This is a genomic window from Calothrix sp. NIES-2100 (assembly GCF_963875285.1).
GTDB lineage: Bacteria > Cyanobacteriota > Cyanobacteriia > Cyanobacteriales > Nostocaceae > Aulosira.
Genome location: NZ_CAWNLA010000001.1, coordinates 9,128,702 through 9,151,089, shown reverse-complemented (window position 1 = coordinate 9,151,089; position 22,388 = coordinate 9,128,702). Strand labels below are relative to the sequence as shown.

Annotated in this window: 1 protein-coding gene; it reads left to right on the top strand. The window is 42.1% G+C overall.

What is annotated here, in order from left to right; genetic code table 11:
- The first annotated feature begins 151 nt into the window (after nucleotides 1-151).
- Nucleotides 152-22,321 carry an FG-GAP-like repeat-containing protein gene (locus tag AACU32_RS37260; protein ID WP_096607263.1) on the top strand — a complete coding sequence of 7,390 codons (22,170 nt, stop codon included), beginning with the start codon at nucleotides 152-154 and terminating at the stop codon, nucleotides 22,319-22,321.
- Nucleotides 22,322-22,388: the final 67 nt, after the last annotated feature.

The following is a 22,388-nucleotide window of genomic DNA, read 5'->3' as shown; positions in this document are numbered from 1 at the left end:
GGAGTGATTTTACGTGCTTATACTCATGGCAAAATTGCTTATACTTCACACATTCCTGTTTCTAGAACCGGAAACTTTACAGTATATTTATCATGTGCATGTAAAACATAACACACAATATAATATTTAGTTATTATCCTAACAGTGAAGTATGACATCCTCTGTTTCGCCCTTCTTACTGCTCAGCGACAACTCTCTTGTTCTTGATGTCAACTCTCTGTTAGCCCTAGAACAGGCTATATTAACTACAAGGCAAGAATTGCAGAGCTTTGCCCACAGATCTGAGTTTGGGCTATTAATGAAAGTGGCTTTTGGCGATCGCTTCCAGCCAGATCAGCTACAGCAGGCTTGGGTAATAGGAGACTTTCAACAACTTCCCCGGATTCAAATTTGCGCATCAGCTACAATTAATGGACTAAATGGCGGATATGTAGCCGCCAATAATACTATTTATCTATCTCAAGAATTTCTCCGCAACCATATCGACAACCCCCAAGCGATCGCTAGTGTCTTCGCTGAAGAAATTGGACACTTTCTCGATCAACAGGATGGTATAGATGCGCTGGGGGATGAAGGGGAACTTTTCTCGAATTTTGTGCGCGGAATAGTCCTAAATCCGCTGCAAATCCAGCAAATTCAGCAGGAAAACGATAACTTTGCGGTTAATATCAACGGACAAACCGTCAACTTAGAAGCCTCTGGCGGCTTAAGTGAAGCGATCGTTAGAGAGATTCGAGATAACTTAGATCGTGTTCTCGCAGGTATTCAAGACACATTAGATAGCCAGTTACTCAAAAATTCGGTTATTAGAGCAATTTTTGGCGATCGCCTAGAAAATAACCCTCTGGTTGATCAACTAGATAGTCTGCGAGCAAAACTCCAAACCATTAATATCCAGAGTTATTCTGCTTCAGAATTAGTAACTACATTAAATACTCAAGTTCTTCAAGGTACTGGGGCTAGTCTGAACTATAACCAAACTAGTGATAAATTTACTTTCAATTTTAGCAGTACTAAATCAAATAATTTAGGTTTTAACAGTAATTTAGGTCTGGCTAATGTCGGCATAAATTTCTCAGGAAATGCAACTTTAACCGCCACATTCAATAGTGGCTTTGATTTTAGTGTTGGTTCGGGAACATTTATTCTCAATCCAACTGCTAATAAAGAATTTTCCTTCAATTTCACAGCACAAAACAACGGTAATCTCACAGGAAAGTTAGGTTTTCTCGACCTAACTGCTGCAAATAATGGTACAGCACAAGCTTTTTCTAGTAACTTTAGTTTAAATGCAGATCTCAACAGTAGTGGTTTAATAGAAAGTATCACGCCTACAGCAAATCTCAATTTAAATTCTTTAGCAACCCTTAGTGGTGGTCAGTATTTACCCACTTTTACAACTAATTTAGTTTACAACAGCAGCAATTCCAACCTAGCGTTTAATGATGTTAAAGTCAGTTTAGGTTCCATCTTCAAAACAGCTAGTCCCTTTATTAAAGATGTTAAGGGAGTTGTAGATAAATTCGATCCAATTCTTGACTTTTTAAATAAACCACTACCTGTAATTGATAAATTCGGTCTTAAATACTCTATTTTAGATTTAGCCAAAAACCCGGTTCTGAAAGCTTATTTTTCTCAAGTTTCTGGGCTTCCTCCTATTGATACTAGCTTTATTAACAGTATTAGTAAGCTCAGTAATCTCATTAAAAAAATAGATGGCTTAACTAGTTCAGGTTATTTTAATCTGGGAGGCTTCAATGTCACGAATTCAGGCCAAATTGTAAATACTACATCAAATAACAGCGCTAATACCAAGGCTACCAGTCTCATTGGTGACACCGCCTTTACTTTACCAATTCTCAGTAATCCGACATCAGCATTTCAATTATTATTAGGTAATCCCAATGTTGATTTATTTAAATTTACTGTTCCAGGTTTAAATGTCAATGTCGGGGGGATGCTTACCTTTCCCATTTGGGCTGTTCCCCCTGTATCAGTTGGCTTTGGAGGTAGTATTGGAGCAACGATTCCCAAAACAACTTATGGTTTTGATGCCACAGGATTACTAAAGTACAGAAATAGTGGCAAATATGAGAATATTTTTGAAGGATTATATCTCTATAGTAAAGATCCAGCCACAGGTAAAAGAGCAGGGCTTCAGTTAAATTCCAAATTATTCTTAGACGTTAATGCTGGCATTAGAGGCATTGCTAGTGTCGGTGGTGAAGCTTATATTCAAGGGATAATTAATCTGGCTCTTAACGACCCCAATAATGATGGCAAAATTCGCTGGTTAGAAATTAAAAATAATTTTAATCAAGGTTTCTCTTCACTGTTTGATGCCTCTGGCGGCGTTTCTGCTGGCGCAAATATTTATATTGAATATCCCACTTATAAACCTTCTAAGTGGTTCTCAGGAAAAGTCTTTGAACGGGAAAATATTTATGAATTTGGGCCGATTCCTATTCCCGGTTTACAGTTTGGTTCTAAACCAGCTTCTCGTACAGTAGTTGCACCCAATCTTGCAGTTTTAAGTAATGGGCAATTGCGGTTAAATATTGGCACTTACGCAGCTGCCAGAACTAATAATAAAGACGATGTAGGAGAGGTATATAACTTAACCCTAGGCGCAGGGAAAGTTATTGTCACTGGCCCTACCAAAGGTCAAGAAAAAGAAGAATTTTCTGGAGTTAGCCGCATCATCGGTAATGCCAATAAAGGAAATGATAACCTGAATGCTTCTGCCTTAAATATTGCCGTGGAATTTAGCGGCGGAGTCGGGCGAGATACCTTAAGCGGCGGAAATCAAAATGACTCTTTAGCCGGAGACGAAGACAATGATATCCTGTTTGGTAATGGCGGGAATGATACCCTCACAGGTGATGGTGGAGATGACCAACTTGATGGCGGTGCAGGAGATGACAATCTTAAAGGTGGCGAAGGAAGCGATCGCCTTTACGGACAAGCCGGAAATGATAACCTGTTAGGTAGTATCGGCAACGACACCCTCGAAGGCGGTACAGGCAATGATACTCTAGACGGTGGCTTAGATAACGATACATTAATTGGGGGAGACGGCGCTGACAAGCTGTTAGGTAGTGCAGGTGACGATCTTTTACAGGGAGAAAATCAAAATGACACCCTTGATGGCGGTTATGGGCAAGATATTCTAGAAGGTGGAGAAGGAGACGATAACCTTCAAGGTGGTCAGGGAAATGACTCCCTCAAAGGACAAGGTGGAAATGATTTTCTTGCAGGCGATGAAGGCAAAGACTACTTAGATGGTGGAGTTGGCAATGATACTATCTATGGAGGTACAGGAGATGATCTTCTCCTTGGCAATGAAGGAATAGACTCTCTTAAAGGTGGCGATGGCAACGATACCTTAATCGGCGGACAGGATCAAGACTACTTGTCTGGAGACGCAGGTAACGATATTCTGCTAGCCAATAGCGGTGATGACAGCCTTGAGGGCGGCGATGGTGAAGACACGCTTTATGGCTATGAAGGTATAGACACTCTTACAGGTGGCAATGGCAACGATACCTTAATCAGCGGTCAGGATCAAGACTATGTTTCTGGAGACGCAGGTAACGACTCCTTAGAAGGAAATGAAGGCGACGATATTTTATGGGGTGGGCGACAAGATAACCTCAAAGGTGAGGGAGATGTCATCGGTGGTGGCGATGATACACTTTTCGGCGGTGCAGGTAGCGACAAACTCTATGGTGGAATTGGTAGCGATCGCCTAGAAGGAGAAGCGGATAATGACGAATTATATGGTAATGCTGACAACGATACCCTCATTGGTGGTCAGGGAATAGACTCACTTTATGGTGGTGCGGGAATAGACTCCCTTTATGGTGGAACTGAAAGCGATCTCCTAGTAGGTGGTACAGAAAGCGATCGCTTAGAAGGAAATGAAGGCGACGATATTTTATGGGGTGGGCGACAAGATACCCTCACAGCAGGAAAAGCCGATGACATCACTGGTGGCGATGATACACTTTTCGGCGGTGCAGGTAACGATACACTCTATGGTGGAGTAGGTAAAGATCGCCTAGAAGGAGAAGCTGATAATGACGAATTATATGGCAATGCTGACAACGATACCCTCATTGGTCAATCTGGCAGAGATACTCTGACTGGCGGAGAAAACGACGATTTACTACTAGGCGGTACTGGAAACGATACCCTATATGGCAATGAGGGTAATGACAGTCTTTATGGACTTTATGAAGATGACAAACTCGACGGAGGTACTGGTAAAGATAGCTTAATCGGGGGTTCTGGTAATGACACGCTCTTGGGTGGGGACGAGAATGATACACTCCGAGGAGATGGAGAAGCCAGCGATTCCCTGTTGGGAGGCGAAGATAGTTTAGTAGGTGGTAAAGGAAATGATCTTCTCTGGGGAGGTGAATTAAAAGATACTCTCCTAGGACAAGAAGGTGATGACACACTATATGGAGAAACTGGTAACGATATCCTCAATGGCGGTGCAGGAATTGACACTGTTGACGGCGGCGAAGGAAACGATACCCTCAGCGGTGGTGCAGAAGACGCAAGTAAAGACTACCTCTATGGAAGAGCAGGGGATGATTCCTTAACAGGTAACGCTGGTGATGACGAACTTTACGGAGGTAGTGGCGAAGATACACTCTCCGGTGATGATGGCAACGACACCCTTACAGGAGAAGATGGCAATGATACCCTCATCGGCGGACTAGGGGGTGATAGTCTCATCGGGGGACTGGGAGATGATGTCCTCAAGGGGCATTTACTAGAACTCAAAACAGAAATTGCCAATAACGATGGTAACGATACCCTAGATGGCAATGAAGGCAATGATGAACTTTGGGGTAGTGATGGCAATGATTCGCTGATTGGTGGCGTAGGCAATGATATTCTCTACGGCGATGATTCTGATAACCCATCATTAGACACCAGTCCTAATATTGCTGCCCCCTATGGCAAGAGAGGAAATGATACCTTAGAAGCGGGTGCAGGTAATGACACCCTTTATGGTGGTTTAGGAGATGATATTCTCAAAGCCGGATCGGGGTTTGATCGCCTGTATGGTGGACAAGGTAATGATACCCTTTATGGCTATAAGGGAGCAAAAGAAACATCAAATGATGGCGTTGTATTTGTATTTGCCCCTGGTTCTGGTACAGATACAGTCTTTGATTTTGATATTACAAAAGATGTGATTTTCTTAACTGGTGGACTAAGTGCCAGTTTTATCAAATTTGAAGAAACACTAGAAACAATCCAAGGTCAATTAAAATCTGTTACTACACTAATTGACCTCGACACTGACCAAGTTTTGGCGAAGTTTGTTGGGGTGGCGGCGGCGGATTTGCGTAGCAGAATTGACGAGCAAAATGTACCACCAGACCGCTTAGAATTTAATAGCAAGAAACCAATCTACGCTAAAGAAGAAACTATCAGCCTTGTTGATGCTCAAGTCAGAGATCCTAACGGCGCAAGCGACATCGAAAAAGTTGATTTTTGGGTGCAAGATCCAAATGGCGCTTGGAAAGATTTAAAAGACGTAGGCTTAACTGGAGTTAAGTACGGTAATGCTGATTGGGGTGATTTTGATAAAGATGGTGATTTAGATGTTTTGGTGACTGGTTACACAGCAAAAGTTAGAAGTGAAGGACAAAAGGATAAAACTTTCGATCTCGTTCCAGTTACAAAGCTCTATCGTTACGATAAACCGAGCAATCAGTTTGTTGAAGTTTTTGATTTAAATAATGTCAAAGGTAATTTTGATATCGTTCAAGGACTTACCTCACCCCTTGCCCAACTTTATGATGGCACAATTACTTGGGGAGATATTGAAGGCGATGGAGATTTAGATATCCTGCAAACGGGTAGTAATGTACCTGGTGGTTATAGTGTTGTGAAGATTTATCGCCAAAATTATACTGGTAATTTTTCTGCACCGATTACTATCTCACTTCCTCAAATCGTCAATAAAGAAGTAACTTGGGGCAAATTTGACGGAGATAATGTCCTCGATTTGATGATGGGACATGGAATTTATAGAGGACTTAATTTAACCAATGCAACCTTTAGCGTAACTCCCTCCCCAGTTATTACTAACGCCTATAACGCTACCCCTGGTACTCGTATCTCTACTACCTCAAAACCGACATCGCCACAGTTAGGCATTTCCGGAAATAGCATAGTTTGGTACGATTACAGCTCCTATACTAGCAGCAATGAAATCTTTTTCTATAACGGTATTTCTGGTGGCACTCCCATTGAGCTACGTAATATTGGCTACAGTTCTGACAATATTAATCCTCAAATTTCGGGAAATAACGTAGTTTGGCAAGGCTATGACGGCAGTGATTATGAAATATTCTTATATAACAGTAGTTCTGCTAGTAAGCCAATTAAACTAACTAATAATTATAACAGTGATACTTCCCCACAAATTTCGGGAAATAACATAGTTTGGCATGGCTATGACGGTAGTGATTATGAAATTTTCTTCTATAACAGTAGTTCTGGTGGCGCTCCCATTCCAATAACTAACAATAATTACGCTGACTATACTCCGCAAATTTCCGGAAATAATGTAGTTTGGTATGGCTATGATGGCAATGATTATGAAATTTTCTTCTATAACGCTAGTTCTGGTGGCGTTCCTATTCAGCTAACTAACAACAATTACGATGATACTTCTCCACAAATTTCTGGAGATAACGTAGTTTGGTATGTCTATGATGGCAATGATTCAGAAATATTCTTTTATAACAATAGTTCCGGAATTATTCAACTAACTAACAATAATTATTATGACAATTCTCCGCAAATTTCGGGAAATAACGTGGTTTGGTATGGCTACGACGGCAATGATTATGAAATATTCTTGTATAACAGTAGTTATGGTGGCGTTCCTATTCAGCTAACTAACAACAATTATGATGATTATTCTCCGCAAATTTCCGGAAATAACGTAGTTTGGTATGCTTACGACGGCGGTGATTCTGAAATATTTTTCTATAACGGCAGCAGCATATTCAAGATTACAAACAATGATTACTCAGATAGCTCTCCTAAAATATCAGGAAATAATATTGTTTGGAGTCGCCTTCCTGGTAATAATGCTAATTACGAAATATATACCCAAGATGTCTCCAAACTTGGGGTAAGTTCTAACGATTGGAGTGATTTTGATAGTGATAATGACCTCGATTACGTTCAAACTGGTTATAACCTAAATGGTGTTCCATACACCACAGTTTTTGAACAACAGTCTCCTGGATTCTTCCCAGCTGATCGACAAATTAACCTTACTGGCGTTGGCGATGGTAAAGCTGTTTGGGGAGATTACGACAACAATGGCAAGAAAAATGATATTCTTCTGAGTGGTAGAGCCTCAGATGGTAGTACCGTTACTAAGATTTACAAACTTAATGTTAGTTTTCCTGTTATTAATGGCTTAAGTGTTAAGCAAGTAACACCAGAAGAAGTCCCAGTTCTGTTAGCGCAAGATACTAACAAGAACGGAATTTTAGATGCCGCAGAACGTAGCAATCTCACTTCCCTGACAGGAATTTATCAAGGGGATATTAGCTGGCAAGATTTTGACGGAGATGGAAAATTAGATATTCTCCTGACTGGTTTTACCGGACAAACTCGCCGCACTGCGGATGGTAAAACTGTTCCAATTCCTGTTACTAAAGTCTATCAATTAAAAGATGCCGTCGCCGGAATTTATTTCGATGCCAACATTAATTTAAGCGGTGTCGCTAATAGTTCCGTTAAAGTAGAAGACTTTGATGGCGATGGTAAGAAAGATTTATTAATTACTGGGGAAGATATCTTTGTCCGTCCAGACGACCAAGCGCAGTTGTCTTCATCCCAGATGGAAGGCGGAAATCCCACAACTACTGTTTATCGTAATGTTTCCAGTAACGGACAGATTAAATTTGTTAATCCCGTCTTTAATACTAACGAAAATGATAAACGTTGGGCAAACTTTAATTATCAATTTGAAAGCAGCAATCTTACCCAACCTGGTGTTTATCAACTCAAAGGAATCGCCTACGACCATCCGACTGGGGGATTAGAATTAGTTCCAGGTTATGGAAATGAATCCACTAGGCTGGAAAAGACTTTTAATGGCGTAAATGATTATGTTGGTTTAACCACAAACACTACTTATGGTGGGGCTATTACTGTTGAAGCATGGGTTTACGTTGAGAATGTAAAGCAGAATTGGGCTAGAATTATCGACTTTGGCAATGGACAACTCAGTGACAACATTATCTTGGGTTGGTACGGAGACAGTGGTCTGATGTTCTGGGAAACTTATCAGGGGGCGAATTCTCAAAAAATAGTTACTAGTGAAGTTTTTCCCGAAAAACAATGGGTTCATGTCGCTGCTGTCAATGATGGTCTTGGTAACGCTTCTATCTATTGGAATGGTCAGCTAAAAGCATCTAGTAATAACATTTTTGCTCCCAATTATATAACTCGTAACAATCAGTATGTTGGTAGAAGTAATTGGCCATATGATGCTTACTTCAATGGCAAAATGGATGAATTACGTGTCTGGAATACGGCACGAACTCAAACGGAAATTCAAAATAATATCAATACAAAGTTGAATCCAGCCCAACAAAGCGGATTACTTCAGTATTTACCCTTTGATGACAGCCAATCCCTACAAGGTACAGCCGGACAAAATATATTTGTCATTGGTAATAAAAACCAGAACTTTTACAACAGAACAATCATAATTGAGGGCTTTAACCCTAACCTCGACCAGCTACAACTTTACAATAACCAAGATGACTATTCTGTAGTCGCCAGTGGAAATGATACTATTGTTAAAGTCAAGTCTGGGACTAAAGCGTTTCTGCAAACTCCAAACCTTCAAGTAATTCTCAAAGGAGTCACGAAAGATGCGATCGCTTTAAGTAATAATTTCAAACAAGGAAATGTCATCTTTGCAGATCCCAAACGGGATGACACCGAAAGCGTCCAGTTTGTCATCACCAATAATGGCGACAAGAATGATAATAACCTTACTGCTTCCAGTGCTTATGTAGTAGAAGGTTACCGAGTAGAGCAAAATCAGCTGCAATCAGATTCTTTGAATAAATTGGGAGTTTTAGCTGGTGGAGATGGAAATGATAGTCTTTATGGTAGCCAAAGCCTCACTGATACTAAAGACGGAGTATTAGTAACTTACCTTGATGGCGGTGCTGGAAATGACACGATTAAAGGTAGCAACCTCAATCTCGATAATTTGGGAAGACCTGTTACTGATGTGCTGTTGGGTTGGGAAGGAGATGATAACCTCCAAGGCTTACAAGGGCGTAATTACTTAGATGGCGGTAGTGGAAATGATTCCTTAGTCGGTGGTTTAAATAGTGATACTCTCGTAGGTGGACAAGGTAACGATAATCTCAATGGCGGGGGAGGAGTCGATACTGCTACTTATGCAGATTCTCCCGCAGGTGTGATAGTTTCTCTAGCAGCAGCAACAGCTAGTAACGACGGTTATGGAACTCAAGACACTTTCGTCAAAGCGGGTACTTTATCCACTGTTGAAAATGTCAGCGGCTCAAATTATGGAGATAAACTGACAGGAGATAACCAAAATAACCTCATCTTAGGGTTAGCAGGTAATGACACTCTCAGCGGTGGTATCGGCAATGATACCTTGGACGGCGGTACAGGTATTGACTCACTAGAAGGCGGAGATGGGTTTGATACCTTAATTAGCGGTGGTGGCGCAGATATTCTTAAAGGCGGTTTAGGGGTAGATACTTATATTGTTCGTTCTAATCTGCTTACCCTGGAACAAGCTTTTGCTGCTTTAGGCGGTAACTACAAAACACGGGGTAGTGTTAATGTCAAGCTGAATGGACAGGATAAAGCCATTACCTGGGAGATGTTCCGAGTTTGGTCTGATCCCGATCGCTGGAGCGATCGCCAAGTACAATGGGAAAAATATCGGGCGATTGGACTAGAAGCAGACCCCTTGCTATATGAAAAAGCCAAAACAGATCCTCAGCAAGGATGGTTGCGTCAATCTCTTGCGGGTACACAAATTACCGATCAAGGTGGTGAAGATACCCTCATCATCGCTGCTGATGCTCCTCTATCAAACACTGGTCTTAATGTTGGCAAAATTGGCTTTTATCAGTCAGGAAATGATTTAATTCTTGACCTCAATAAAGATGGTATACCTAACGTACAAGATGACCTTACCATTAAAAACTTCTTTGATGGCAATACAGGCGGTACAGGTAGCATTAGCACAATTCGCGTTTCTGGTTTAGAAGCAACTTATTACGCTTTAACAAACGGCACGAATTTTAATCAACCTGTTATCACTCGCATCGACCCGACGATTAATTTCAACTGGGGAAATCAAGCCCCCACAGCACTGAACAAACGCAGCGATAACTTTGGTGTTATTTGGCAAGGCTTCATCAAAACTAATGTCACAGGAAGTTATAAGTTCAAGTGGAATATAGACTTGGACGATCCTGCGGGAACGCAAAAAGTTAGACTTTTTATTAACAACACGCAAATTACAGACCCTAGCCAAACCTTAAACCTCAGTGCCAATCAAGAATATAATCTGCGCTTAGAGTATATCGAAAAAACAGGTAATGCTCAGGTTGAACTTCAGTGGTCAATTAATAATTCAGAATTCCAAATTATTCCCGAATCACAACTTTTATCTCCGCAAACAATTGGGGCAGCAGATATTCTCAACACCAATAGTGGGTTTACTCCTGTCCTATCTCCAGACGCACAAAAGTTGAATATTGTCACCACCAAAGGTTGGAATAGCTCTGCTAGTTTTGGTGATTATGACCAAGATGGGAATCTTGATTTTCTATTGGTTGGCCGCGATCAATATGGTAATGGGACGGCGCGCATTTATCATAATAGTGGTAATTTCTTCAACCCAGCAGAAACCTATACTATTGCTTTTGAATTAACTCAGCTTGAACGTTTTGATACTGCTGTTTGGGGAGATTATGACAACGATGGTGATTTAGATATTTTAGCCACTGGCAGCAATACGATTCTTAATTCTACTACTGGTCTACCTGAAACAAAATACCAGGTTAAAGTATTGCTGAATCAGAATGGTCAACAATTCACCGAACTTCCTATTACTGGTCTATCAAACCAAAACTTTAATAGTGTAGTTCAAGCTCACTGGGTAGATTTTGATAATGATGGCAAATTAGATATTGTTTCCACCAACGATAACCAAGTTAAAGTCTATTTTGCCAATAATAGTCAACAATTAATTTCTACCATTGTTAATAATGGCAAAATTACCTTAGGAGATTTAGACAACAATGGTTATGTTGACATCGTTCTCACCGGAAAATCTTTAGCTTCAAATTCATGGACTCCTACTGGTACACAATCCCTATCTTCCACTAGTCTAAAAAATAGTAGCAACAACAAATATTATCAAGATTTCACTTTACAACAAATAGACTTTGATCCGTCTACTACTGTTAGAGGGTTTACAGATAAACATTTATATCAAATCAGTTTATCTTCCAATCAGTTTGACACCTATTTGGAAATTATTGATGAACAAGGCAATGTTTTTGCCTCTGATGATGATAGTGGAGAAGGGTTAAATTCTTTATTATCTTTTGAATATGACGGCAATAAATATGCTAACTACAAAATTCGAGCAACTAGCTATGCAAGTGATACTGTAGGGCAGTTCCAACTATCAGTTAAAGAAATTAATGATAGTGTTCAAATTTTCAAAAATACTGGAAATTCGTTTACATCCTTAAATCAGCAATCTCTGAATATTTATGGTGCGGAAACAGCAGCATTAGGAGATTATGACTTAGATGGAAAATTAGATCTAATTATCACGGACAAAGATCGGAGTAAAGTTTATCACAATCGGACAGATGTAGCAAATCAAGGTAATATCTCCTTTAGTGAATTTATTGGGCGAACCTTAACAGGGCAATTAATTAATACAGATTCAAACAATCCTCTGCGTTCAGGACGTTACTACAAGTCCTATACTATTACTGATTTTGTTAATGATACAAACAAAGAGCAGTTAGTCGAACTGAATTTAATCGCAGGCTTTGATACTTATCTACAAATTGTTCAACCAGATTCTACTGCTTCATCTGGCTACCGAGTAATTACTTACGATGATGACAGTGGAGAAGGGTTAAATTCTCTGCTTCGCTTCAACTACACCCCAGATTTAAAAAATGCTCAAGTATGGGTAACAAGTTTTAGTTCTGGTACGACAGGTACTTATAACCTAGCTGTCGGCGGAATAGGTTTATCTAATAGCGTCAATGGGGCTACAGCTTGGGGAGATTATGACAATGATGGAGACTTAGATGTTGCTTTGAGTGGATTAGGAGACAATGGTTCATTTACTAAAGTTTTCCTGAATCCGGTTGTGAGTCCTACCATCAGTCAAACCTTTAGCGAACAACCAGCTTTTCTACCAGGGCTGCAAAATGGTTCTACAGCTTGGGGGGATTATGACAGCGATGGGGATTTAGATTTATTAGTAACAGGAACATTAGGTGCTACAGGACAGCCGTTTGTCCAACTTTATCGTAATAATACTTTCGATCCCGACCTAAACAGTGGGACACCGAATTTACTTCCTACTGCTCCTGTGTTCGCTCAAGAACGTCAAATTGATACAGTTATTTTATTCAGTTGGTTCGACTTAGACGAAGGTGCAGAACCTTACACCTACAACCTCCGCATAGGAACTACTCCAGGTGGTACAGATGTGCTGTCTCCTCTAGCAGATAGTGAAGGAAAGCGGACAGTTGCTCAGATAGGAAATGCTGGCTATGTTCCTAGAAAGGCATTTAATAATAGTAATTTTGCTAAGGGAGTTACTCACTACTGGAGTGTACAGTCAATAGACAACAGTTTTGCTGGTTCTGCTTTCTCTGAAGAGAGTTCTTTTACTACAAGTCCCTTTTCTTCGCTATCAGTAGGTGTAACGATTATTCCTCCTACTCTGCTAGTAACCAAAGAAGCAGGAGACTCAGCAAGTTTTAGCATCCGCCTTAACAGTCGCCCGACTCAAAATGTAGTTCTAGAGTTTACAATTTCCGACTCTACCGAAGGGCAATTATTACTCCCTAGCCTGACCTTTACCCCAGATAATTGGAATGTAGTCCAGAATCTAATAGTAAAAGGAATTGACGATACTTTAGATGATGGAGATATTAACTACGCTCTACAAACTACTGTAAAAAGTGCTGACCTAACCTATAATAACTTGCCTATCTCCCAGATAAGTCTTGTTAACCAAGATAATGATGATGTTATCAATCGAGTTAGTGTAGCTAGCGATGGAACTCAATCTAATAACAGTAGTATTTCTTCTACTCCTAAAATTAGTGCCAATGGCAACTATATTGCTTTTACTTCCAGCGCCAATAATCTAGTTGTTAATGATACAAATAGTAGGCAAGATATCTTTGTTTATGACCTGACTACAAAACAAACAACCCGCGTTAGTTTAGCTAGTAATGGAACTCAATTATTTAATGATAGTTCTAACCCTAGTATTAGCGCTGATGGTTCATTTGTTGCTTTTATTACCTATAGTTCTTACGTATCCAATGGGCTTTTAATTGCTTCAGATGATATATCAATCTATAACAGGACTACAGCGCAGACGACCCGAATAAATAATGCTACTGATGGCAGCAGAGCTAATAGTCGCAGTTTTAATCCTAGTATTAGTGGTGATGGCAATTATATTACTTACACATCTGCTGCTACTAATTTAGTTCTAAATGATAGTAATAGTGCAGACGATATATTTGTCTATAACCGCAATACAGGAGAAACCACCCGTGTCAGTATCGCAAATGATGGGACTCAGGCTAATGCTAGTAGTTCTTTGGCTAGCATCAGTGCTGATGGACGCTACATTGTTTTTCAGTCTAATGCTAGCAATTTAGTTGCTAACGATATAAATGCTCAAACAGATATCTTCCTTTACGATCGCACAACCTCAAATATAACTAGAGTTAGTGTGGCTAGTGATGGCACTGAAGCTAATGGCAACAATTACGGGGCTAGCATTAGTGCTGATGGTGGCTATATTGTCTATTCGTCTGCGGCAAGCAATCTAGTTGCCAATGACAACAATAATAGATCTGATGTTTTTGTTTATGACAGGACTACAAAACAAACAACTCGGATTAGCATAGCTAGCAATGGCACTGAAGGTGATGACAGCAGTTTCAGCCCTAGTATCAGTAGTGATGGGCGTTATATAACTTATATCTCTGCTGCTACTAATTTAGTTGCCAATGACAGTAATTTTCAAAGCGATGTATTTGTCTATGACCGCAATACACAACAGACGACTCGTGTCAACCTAGCCGGCAATGGCACTCAAGCTAATTTTAGTAGTTCCAGTCCTAGTATCAGTGGTGATGGTCGCTATGTTGCCTTTGACTCTTTGGCAAATAACTTAGTCCTTAATGATACTAATAATGGTCGGGATATTTTTGTCTACGATCGCAGTTCAACTTTTAACACAATTTCCCCGAATGTAGTTCAGGGTTCTTGGGTAGATTTCGACAATGACGGGGATTTAGATATCTTAAGTCCTCTGAATACTGACCTGATTCTCTATCGCAATCAAGGCGGAAACTTTACTGCTGTTAAAAACTTTAGCAGTGCTTCCCAAGGTTCTTGGGCAGATTACGACAATGATGGCGATTTTGATCTGCTTGTCATCCAAAATAACCAAGCCAACCTCTACACCAATCAAAATCAAACTTTTAACTCATCGATTTCTCTTGACTGGACAAATCAAGGACTTTGGGCAGATTATGACAATGATGGCGATCAAGACATGATTCTCCTTGGTCGTTCTCAAGCAGGAACTGGAACCCGTCTGCTGCAAAATAACTCTGGTATTTTTAGCGAACAATCAATATTACCAAGTTTAATCGTCGGCACAAGTGCAGTCACAGGAGATTATGACCATGATGGCTGGATAGATTTAGCCATTACAGGTAATAGTGGCACAAAGATTTATTTAGGTAGTGTGAATGGCTTCAAGGAATATATCAATCAAATTTCCGGTAATTACGCCACCATTACCCAAAAAGATGTCGATAACGACCAAGATTTAGATCTATTCTTCTCTAATGGCACAGGAATTAGCCAAATCTTGCGAAATGATGCTTTCAATCGCAATACTGCCCCAATTGCACCGATTAATTTCCAAAGCATCATCAATAATACCAGTGTTACCTTGCAATGGGGTGGGGCGACTGATGATCATACTCGCACTGCGGGACTGAGCTACAATCTGCGGGTAGGCACAGCAGCTGGTCAAGGAGATATTTTCTCCAATGTAGTCACAATTAATGGACAAACAATTCAACTGCCAACGGGTAATGTTGGTCAAGGTGTTGGCTTAGCAAATGGCGATCGCGCTTGGACATTAAAAGGACTTGCACCTGGGGTATATTTCTGGAGTGTGCAAGCTATTGATGGTAGTCTCGTTTCTTCGTCTTTCTCTAGCGAGCAGACTTTTAGCATTGCTGCGCCCCCGGTACAGGAAACGCCTACTCCTAACATCACATTTGCTTTATCCAGCCTATCGGTAACTGAAGGTGATAGTGGAGAAACGCCGCTGACGGTCACAGTGCAATTGTCGCAAGCCAGCACTCAAACAATCACTGTCGATTATAGTGTCTATCAGTCTGCCTCAAATACAGCAGTTGCAAATGAAGACTTTCAACCCCTGGTTGGGCAGATTACCTTTAACCCTGGTCAAACTACCCAAACAATTAACTTGACGATTCTCGGAGATACGCTCCCAGAAGCCGGGGAAACTTTGACAATTGCGCTGCAAAATCCCACCAATGCTCAACTAGTACCCAACCAAGACCAAGCAACTGTCATCATCAACAGTGAATTGAGTGATGGGGTGATTCTGTTACCAGACTTGCAACTACTGCAAATATCTAGCCTGAACACTGCGCAACAAACCCAAACCCTAGATGTCGGTTGGAAAGTTCAGAATATTGGCTCTGCTGGAGATGCGCAAACTCAGTATAATACCTACATTTACCTCTCCACTGATGACCAACTCAGCCAAGATGACCAATTCCTAGGATTTAACTCGCAACTTTTACCAGGCGCAGGTCAAACCCAAAGTGGTACTCAGTCTATTACCATTCCTCAGGCGGTAAACAGTGGCAATTACTACCTGCTGTTAACGACCAATCCTGAGCAAGAGCCGAGAGAAAGTAGCGCTTTTAACAATACCATTGTTCGTCCCATCAGCATTACTACCACCATACTGCCAGATTTAAAATTGGTGGATGTTTCCTCCCCCGCCACCGCTAGCCCGGGAACAATCATCCCAGTCACGGGGACAGTGAGTAACATTGGCACAGTTGCAGCGCCAGCGGGTTGGCAAATATTGGGCTATTTTTCTGCGGATAATGTCTTAGATGCCAATGATATTTCTTTAGTAGCTAATTCTGTTACTAACCCGCTGCTCAATGCTGGTGCGACAACATCCTTCAGTAGTCAATTTACTCTTCCGACTACTAGCTTGAGTCAAGGATATCTGCTATTTAACCTGGTTCCAGCTAATGGTAATTACGATGTAGATATCAAAAATAATATTCTCGCACAGGCGATTACTATTCCTTACACCAGTCAAGGGCAAATCTCTCTGAGTGCTTCCCTAGTCAGCATTCTGGAAGATGACAGCAAGCAGTTGACTTATACCTTCACTCGTACTGGCTCTTTGAGCAACCCGTTAACTGTTAACTTTACTGTGTCCGGAACGGCTCAATTTAATAGTGACTACAGCCAATCAGGGGCGACTACCTACACCACTACAGGAGGTAGCATCACCTTTGCAGCGGGATCGAATACAGCCGTTCTTACCCTCAGCACACAAAAAGATGCGATCGCAGAATTAGATGAAACCATTACCCTAACTCTCAGCTCCAGTAGCGACTATATCCTAGAGACAACGGTTCCAGTTACTACGACGCTTGTCAATGATGATCGCCCTCTCAATGATGACTTCGCTAATGCGTTCAGCCTGAACGGTTCATCGATTAGCACGAGCGCCGCCAATCGTCAAGCTACCGCAGAAGTTGGCGAACCTGTGCTGCTGAATGAGACAACAAGTAATTCTATTTGGTGGGAGTGGACTGCACCCATCTCTGGTAAAGTGCAAATCTCGACTAATGGCAGTGATGTTGATACTTTACTAGGAGTCTTCACGGGCGCAAGTGTATCTAACTTAACTCTAGTAACTCAAGACGATGACTCCGGTGAAGGAGAAGCTAGTGTAGTTACCTTTGATGCCGTTGCGGGAACTTCTTACCGGATTCTGGTAGATGGGGCAGAAAGTAATACAGGTAATATTAGCCTGAATCTCCAGTTCATTCAAACTAGCCTCAGTATTGTTGATTTCACTGTCATCGAACGGGATACTCTCAGCGAAGTTATTGTTACCGTTACCTTAGACCAAGCGAGTACAGAAGACATTACCGTCGCCTATACTACTAATAACGGCACAGCGATCGCTGATCAAGACTATACCGCTACATCGGGTACTCTCACCTTCGCGGCGGGAGAGACGAGTAAAACGATTAACATTGCAATTTTGGCTGATGCTTTAGCTGAGGCGGACGAAACTTTTACCCTCAACTTCTCTGCCATTACTAACAATGTTCTGCTTCCCAACGCAACTACCCTAATTACGGTTAAAGATCCAGTTAAGGCTAATGTCAGCACTACTTTGGGAACAACAGACAATAACCTGTTACTAACTGGTGCTGCGGCTATTAATGGTACTGGAAACAGCGCCGATAATATCATCCTCGGCAATTCCGGCAACAATATCTTGGATGGAGGCGACGGAAATGATACCCTTGATAGCGGAGACGGGAATGATACGCTGATTGGGGGTAATGGTAGCGATCGCTTAGACGGTGGCGCGGGTATTGATACCGTCAGAGAATCAGCCGATGTGAATTTTATCCTCAGCGATTCCCAACTCCAAGGCTTAGGCGTAGATGCTCTCAATAACATTGAGCAAGCTGATTTGACTGCCGGCACAGGTAACAATATTTTAGATGCTTCCGGTTTTAGTGGTAATGCTCTGCTCAGTGGCCAAGCCGGAGAAGATCTGCTGATGGGTGGGCTGGGTAATGATACGCTCAACGGGGGCGATGGCAATGATATCCTCAGTGGAGGAGTAGGCAATGACAACATCATCGGCGGTTTAGGAAACGATCTGTTAGTAGAGTCAGGCGATCTCAACTTTACCTTGACTAATACCCAACTCATGGGCAATGGTACAGATACCTTAAATACCATTGAACGGGTGAATCTCACTGGCGGAGATACGGACAATATCCTCAACGCTGCTACCTTCACTGCTGGCTCAGTTGTGCTGAGTGGTGGTGCAGGCAATGACAGCCTCACTGGTGGGTCAGGCAATGATACTCTTGATGGTGGCAGTGGCAACGATACCCTGAGCGGTGGGCTAGGAAACGATGTTTATGTTGTAGATAGCTCGACTGACACCATTAAAGAAAATTCTGGGCAAGGTACAGATACCATTCTCTCCTCGTTGACCTTTAGTTTGTCTGCCTTACCTTATGTAGAAAACTTAACTCTAACTGGAATAGATCATCTCAATGCTACTGGTAATACTACCCACAACCAAATAACGGGAAATGCAGGTAATAATAACCTGACAGGTGGACTGGGCAATGATACCCTTGATGGCGGTGCAGGTGTAGATACCGTCATTGAATCAGGTAATGTGAACTTTACCTTAACTAATACTCAACTTACTGGCAATGGTATAGACACCCTCACTAAAATTGAACAGGCAGACTTAACTGGAAGTAGTGGGGATAACATTATTGATGCTTCAGCCTTTAGCTTGGGCGATGTTACTCTCAATGGCGGTAGCGGAAATGATACCCTCAAAGGCGGAACGGGTAACGACATCCTCACAGGTGGACTGGGTAATGACAGCCTTGATGGCGGTGCAGGTGTTGATACAGTAGTTGAATCAGGTAATGTGAACTTTACCCTCACTAATACTCAACTTATTGGCAATGGCACAGATTCCCTCAGTAATATCGAATCGGTGAGACTGACTGGAGGAACCGGTAATAATCGCCTTGATGCTTCTGCTTTCACTGGTGATGCGATCTTAGACGGTGGCGCTGGGACAGATCAACTCCTGGGCGGGACTGGTAATGATACTTATATCGTCGATCGCATTACGGACAGTATTACAGACAATGGTGGCACTGATACAGTAGTTGCCAATTTTACCTATACTTTGGCTAGCTTGCCCAACATTGAAAACCTGAGCCTCAGTGGTAATGCCAATATTAACGCTACTGGAAACAATGCCAATAACATCATTACAGGTAACTTGGGAGATAATCGCCTTGATGGTGCGGCTGGTAATGATACTCTGATTGCTAACGGTGGCAATAACACCCTCATCGGCGGTTTGGGTGATGATATTTATCAGGTAGATAACACCACCGACATGATTACTGAGTTAGCAGGCGAGGGCACAGATACAGTGGTAGCTTCTGTCAGCTTCTCCTTAGCGGCCCTTTCCCAAGTGGAAAACCTAACTCTTATTGGTTTCAACAACTTGCAAGCTGCTGGTAATGCTAGCAACAACGTAATCACAGGCAATTTTGGCAATAATCTGCTTGAGGGTGGTGCGGGTAACGATACTCTTAACGGCATTGCCGGAATTGATACCTTACAGGGTGGTACAGGAGATGATACTTATATTGTGGATACCACCACTGACGCGATCGCAGAAAATACAGCGGAAGGGATAGATATTGTACAATCTTCTGTCAGCTACGAACTGGGCAACAACGTAGAAAATCTGCTTCTCACTGGTACAGAAAACATTGACGGTACGGGTAACGCTCTCAATAACGCGATCGCGGGGAATAGTGGCGATAATATCCTCAACGGTGGATTAGGTAACGATACCCTGGTTGGCGGTAACGGCAACGACACTTATATTATCGATAGCACCGCAGACACAATTACAGAAACGGCAAACTCCGGTATTGATACTGTAGTTGCCTCTGTTGACTACAACCTTGGCGCTAACTCAAACTTAGAGAACCTGACACTGAGTGGCATTGTAGTTAATGGTATCGGCAACGAACTCGACAATGCGATCACAGGTAATGCTGCTGCCAACACCCTCATTGGTGGATCTGGGAATGATACCTTAATTGGTGGCGATGGCAATGATTTCTTGGATGGTGGTACAGGCAATGATCTGCTTACAGGTGGAGTTGGCAATGACAGTTATACTGTGGACAGCATCGGCGACACCATCATTGAGGAAGTCAATACAGGCACAGATTTAGTCCAATCTTCAGTCAGTTGGTTACTGGGAACGAATCTGGAAAACTTGACTCTAACTGGAACTGAGGCAATTAATGGCACAGGTAACAGTCTCAATAATATCCTCACCGGAAATACTGCTGCCAACATCTTGAGTGGAGACGATGGCAATGATACCCTCATCGGTGGTACAGATAATGACAGCTTGTTAGGCGGTGCAGGTAACGATAGCCTTGATGGTGGTGTTGGTAACGATAGCCTTGATGGTGGTCTGGGCAATGACATTTACACTGTAGACAGCCTCAGCGATACAATTACTGAAACAGCGAATGCAGGCACAGATTTAGTCAACTCTTCAGTAACTTGGGTACTGGGAGCGAATCTGGAGAACCTGACTCTCCTCGGAACTGGAGTAATTAATGGTACTGGTAACATTCTCAGTAACATCATCACCGGAAATACTGCTGCCAACATCTTGAGTGGAGACGATGGCAATGATACCCTCATCGGTGGCACAGGTAATGATAGCTTGTTGGGCGGTTTGGGTAATGACAGTTTAGATGGTGGTGTCGGTACTGACAGCCTAGATGGTGGACTTGGTAATGACATTTACACCGTAGACAGCCTCAGCGATACAATGACTGAAGCCGCGAATGCAGGCACAGATTTAGTCAATTCTTCAGTAACTTGGGTACTGGGAGCGAATCTAGAAAACCTTACTCTACTGGGAACTGGGGTAATTAATGGTACTGGTAACAGTCTCAGTAACATCCTTACCGGAAATACTGCTGCCAACATCTTGAGTGCAGGAGATGGCAATGATACCCTCATCGGTGGTTCAGGTAATGATAGCCTCAATGGCGGGGCAGGTGACGATAGCCTAGATGGTGGTATCGGTACTGACAGCCTAGATGGTGGACTTGGCAATGACATTTACACCGTAGACAGCCTCAGCGATACAATGACTGAAGCCGCGAATGCAGGCACAGATTTAGTCAACTCTTCAGTAACTTGGGTACTGGGAGCGAATCTGGAGAACCTGACTCTCCTCGGAACTGGAGTAATTAATGGTACTGGTAACATTCTTAGTAACATCATCACCGGGAATACTGCTGCCAACATCTTGAGTGCAGGAGATGGCAATGATACCCTCATCGGTGGTACAGGTAATGATAGCCTCAATGGCGGGATAGGTGACGATAGCCTAGATGGTGGTGTCGGTACTGACAGCCTAGATGGTGGACTTGGCAATGACATTTACACCGTAGACAGCCTCAGCGATACGATTACTGAAGCAGCAAATGCAGGCACAGATTTAGTCAACTCTTCAGTAACTTGGGTACTGGGAGCGAATCTGGAAAACCTTACTCTCCTGGGAAATGGGGTAATAAATGGCACAGGTAACAGTCTCAATAATCTCCTTACTGGAAATACTGCTGCCAATATTTTAAGTGGAGACGATGGCAATGATACCCTCATCGGTGGTACAGGTAATGATAGCCTCAACGGTGGTGCAGGCAACGATTTACTAATTGGTGGCACTGGTCGAGATCTACTGACTGGTGGCACTGGTCGAGATAGCTTGTACCTGACTGATACGCGCACTGGGGGTTATGATATTATTACTGATTTTAGTGTTGCGGATGATACACTGTTTATTTCCCAAGCCGAATTCGGACTGAGCCAATCTCCGGATACTTCCCTTGACCCTAGCTTGTTACGACTTGGTGCTAGTGCTACAGCCGCGAGCGATCGCTTTATCTACAATCAAACTACAGGTAACCTGTTCTTTGATGCAGACGGAATTGGTACTGCAACGCAAGTTCAGATAGCGCAGTTATCGAATAAGGAACAGATCACGAGTGTCAATATTATTGTAATTGCATAGCTTTGTTAAGCTGTGCCCCTGCCGACTTACTTAAGGGAACTCCAAGATATTATCCCACAAGTAGAGG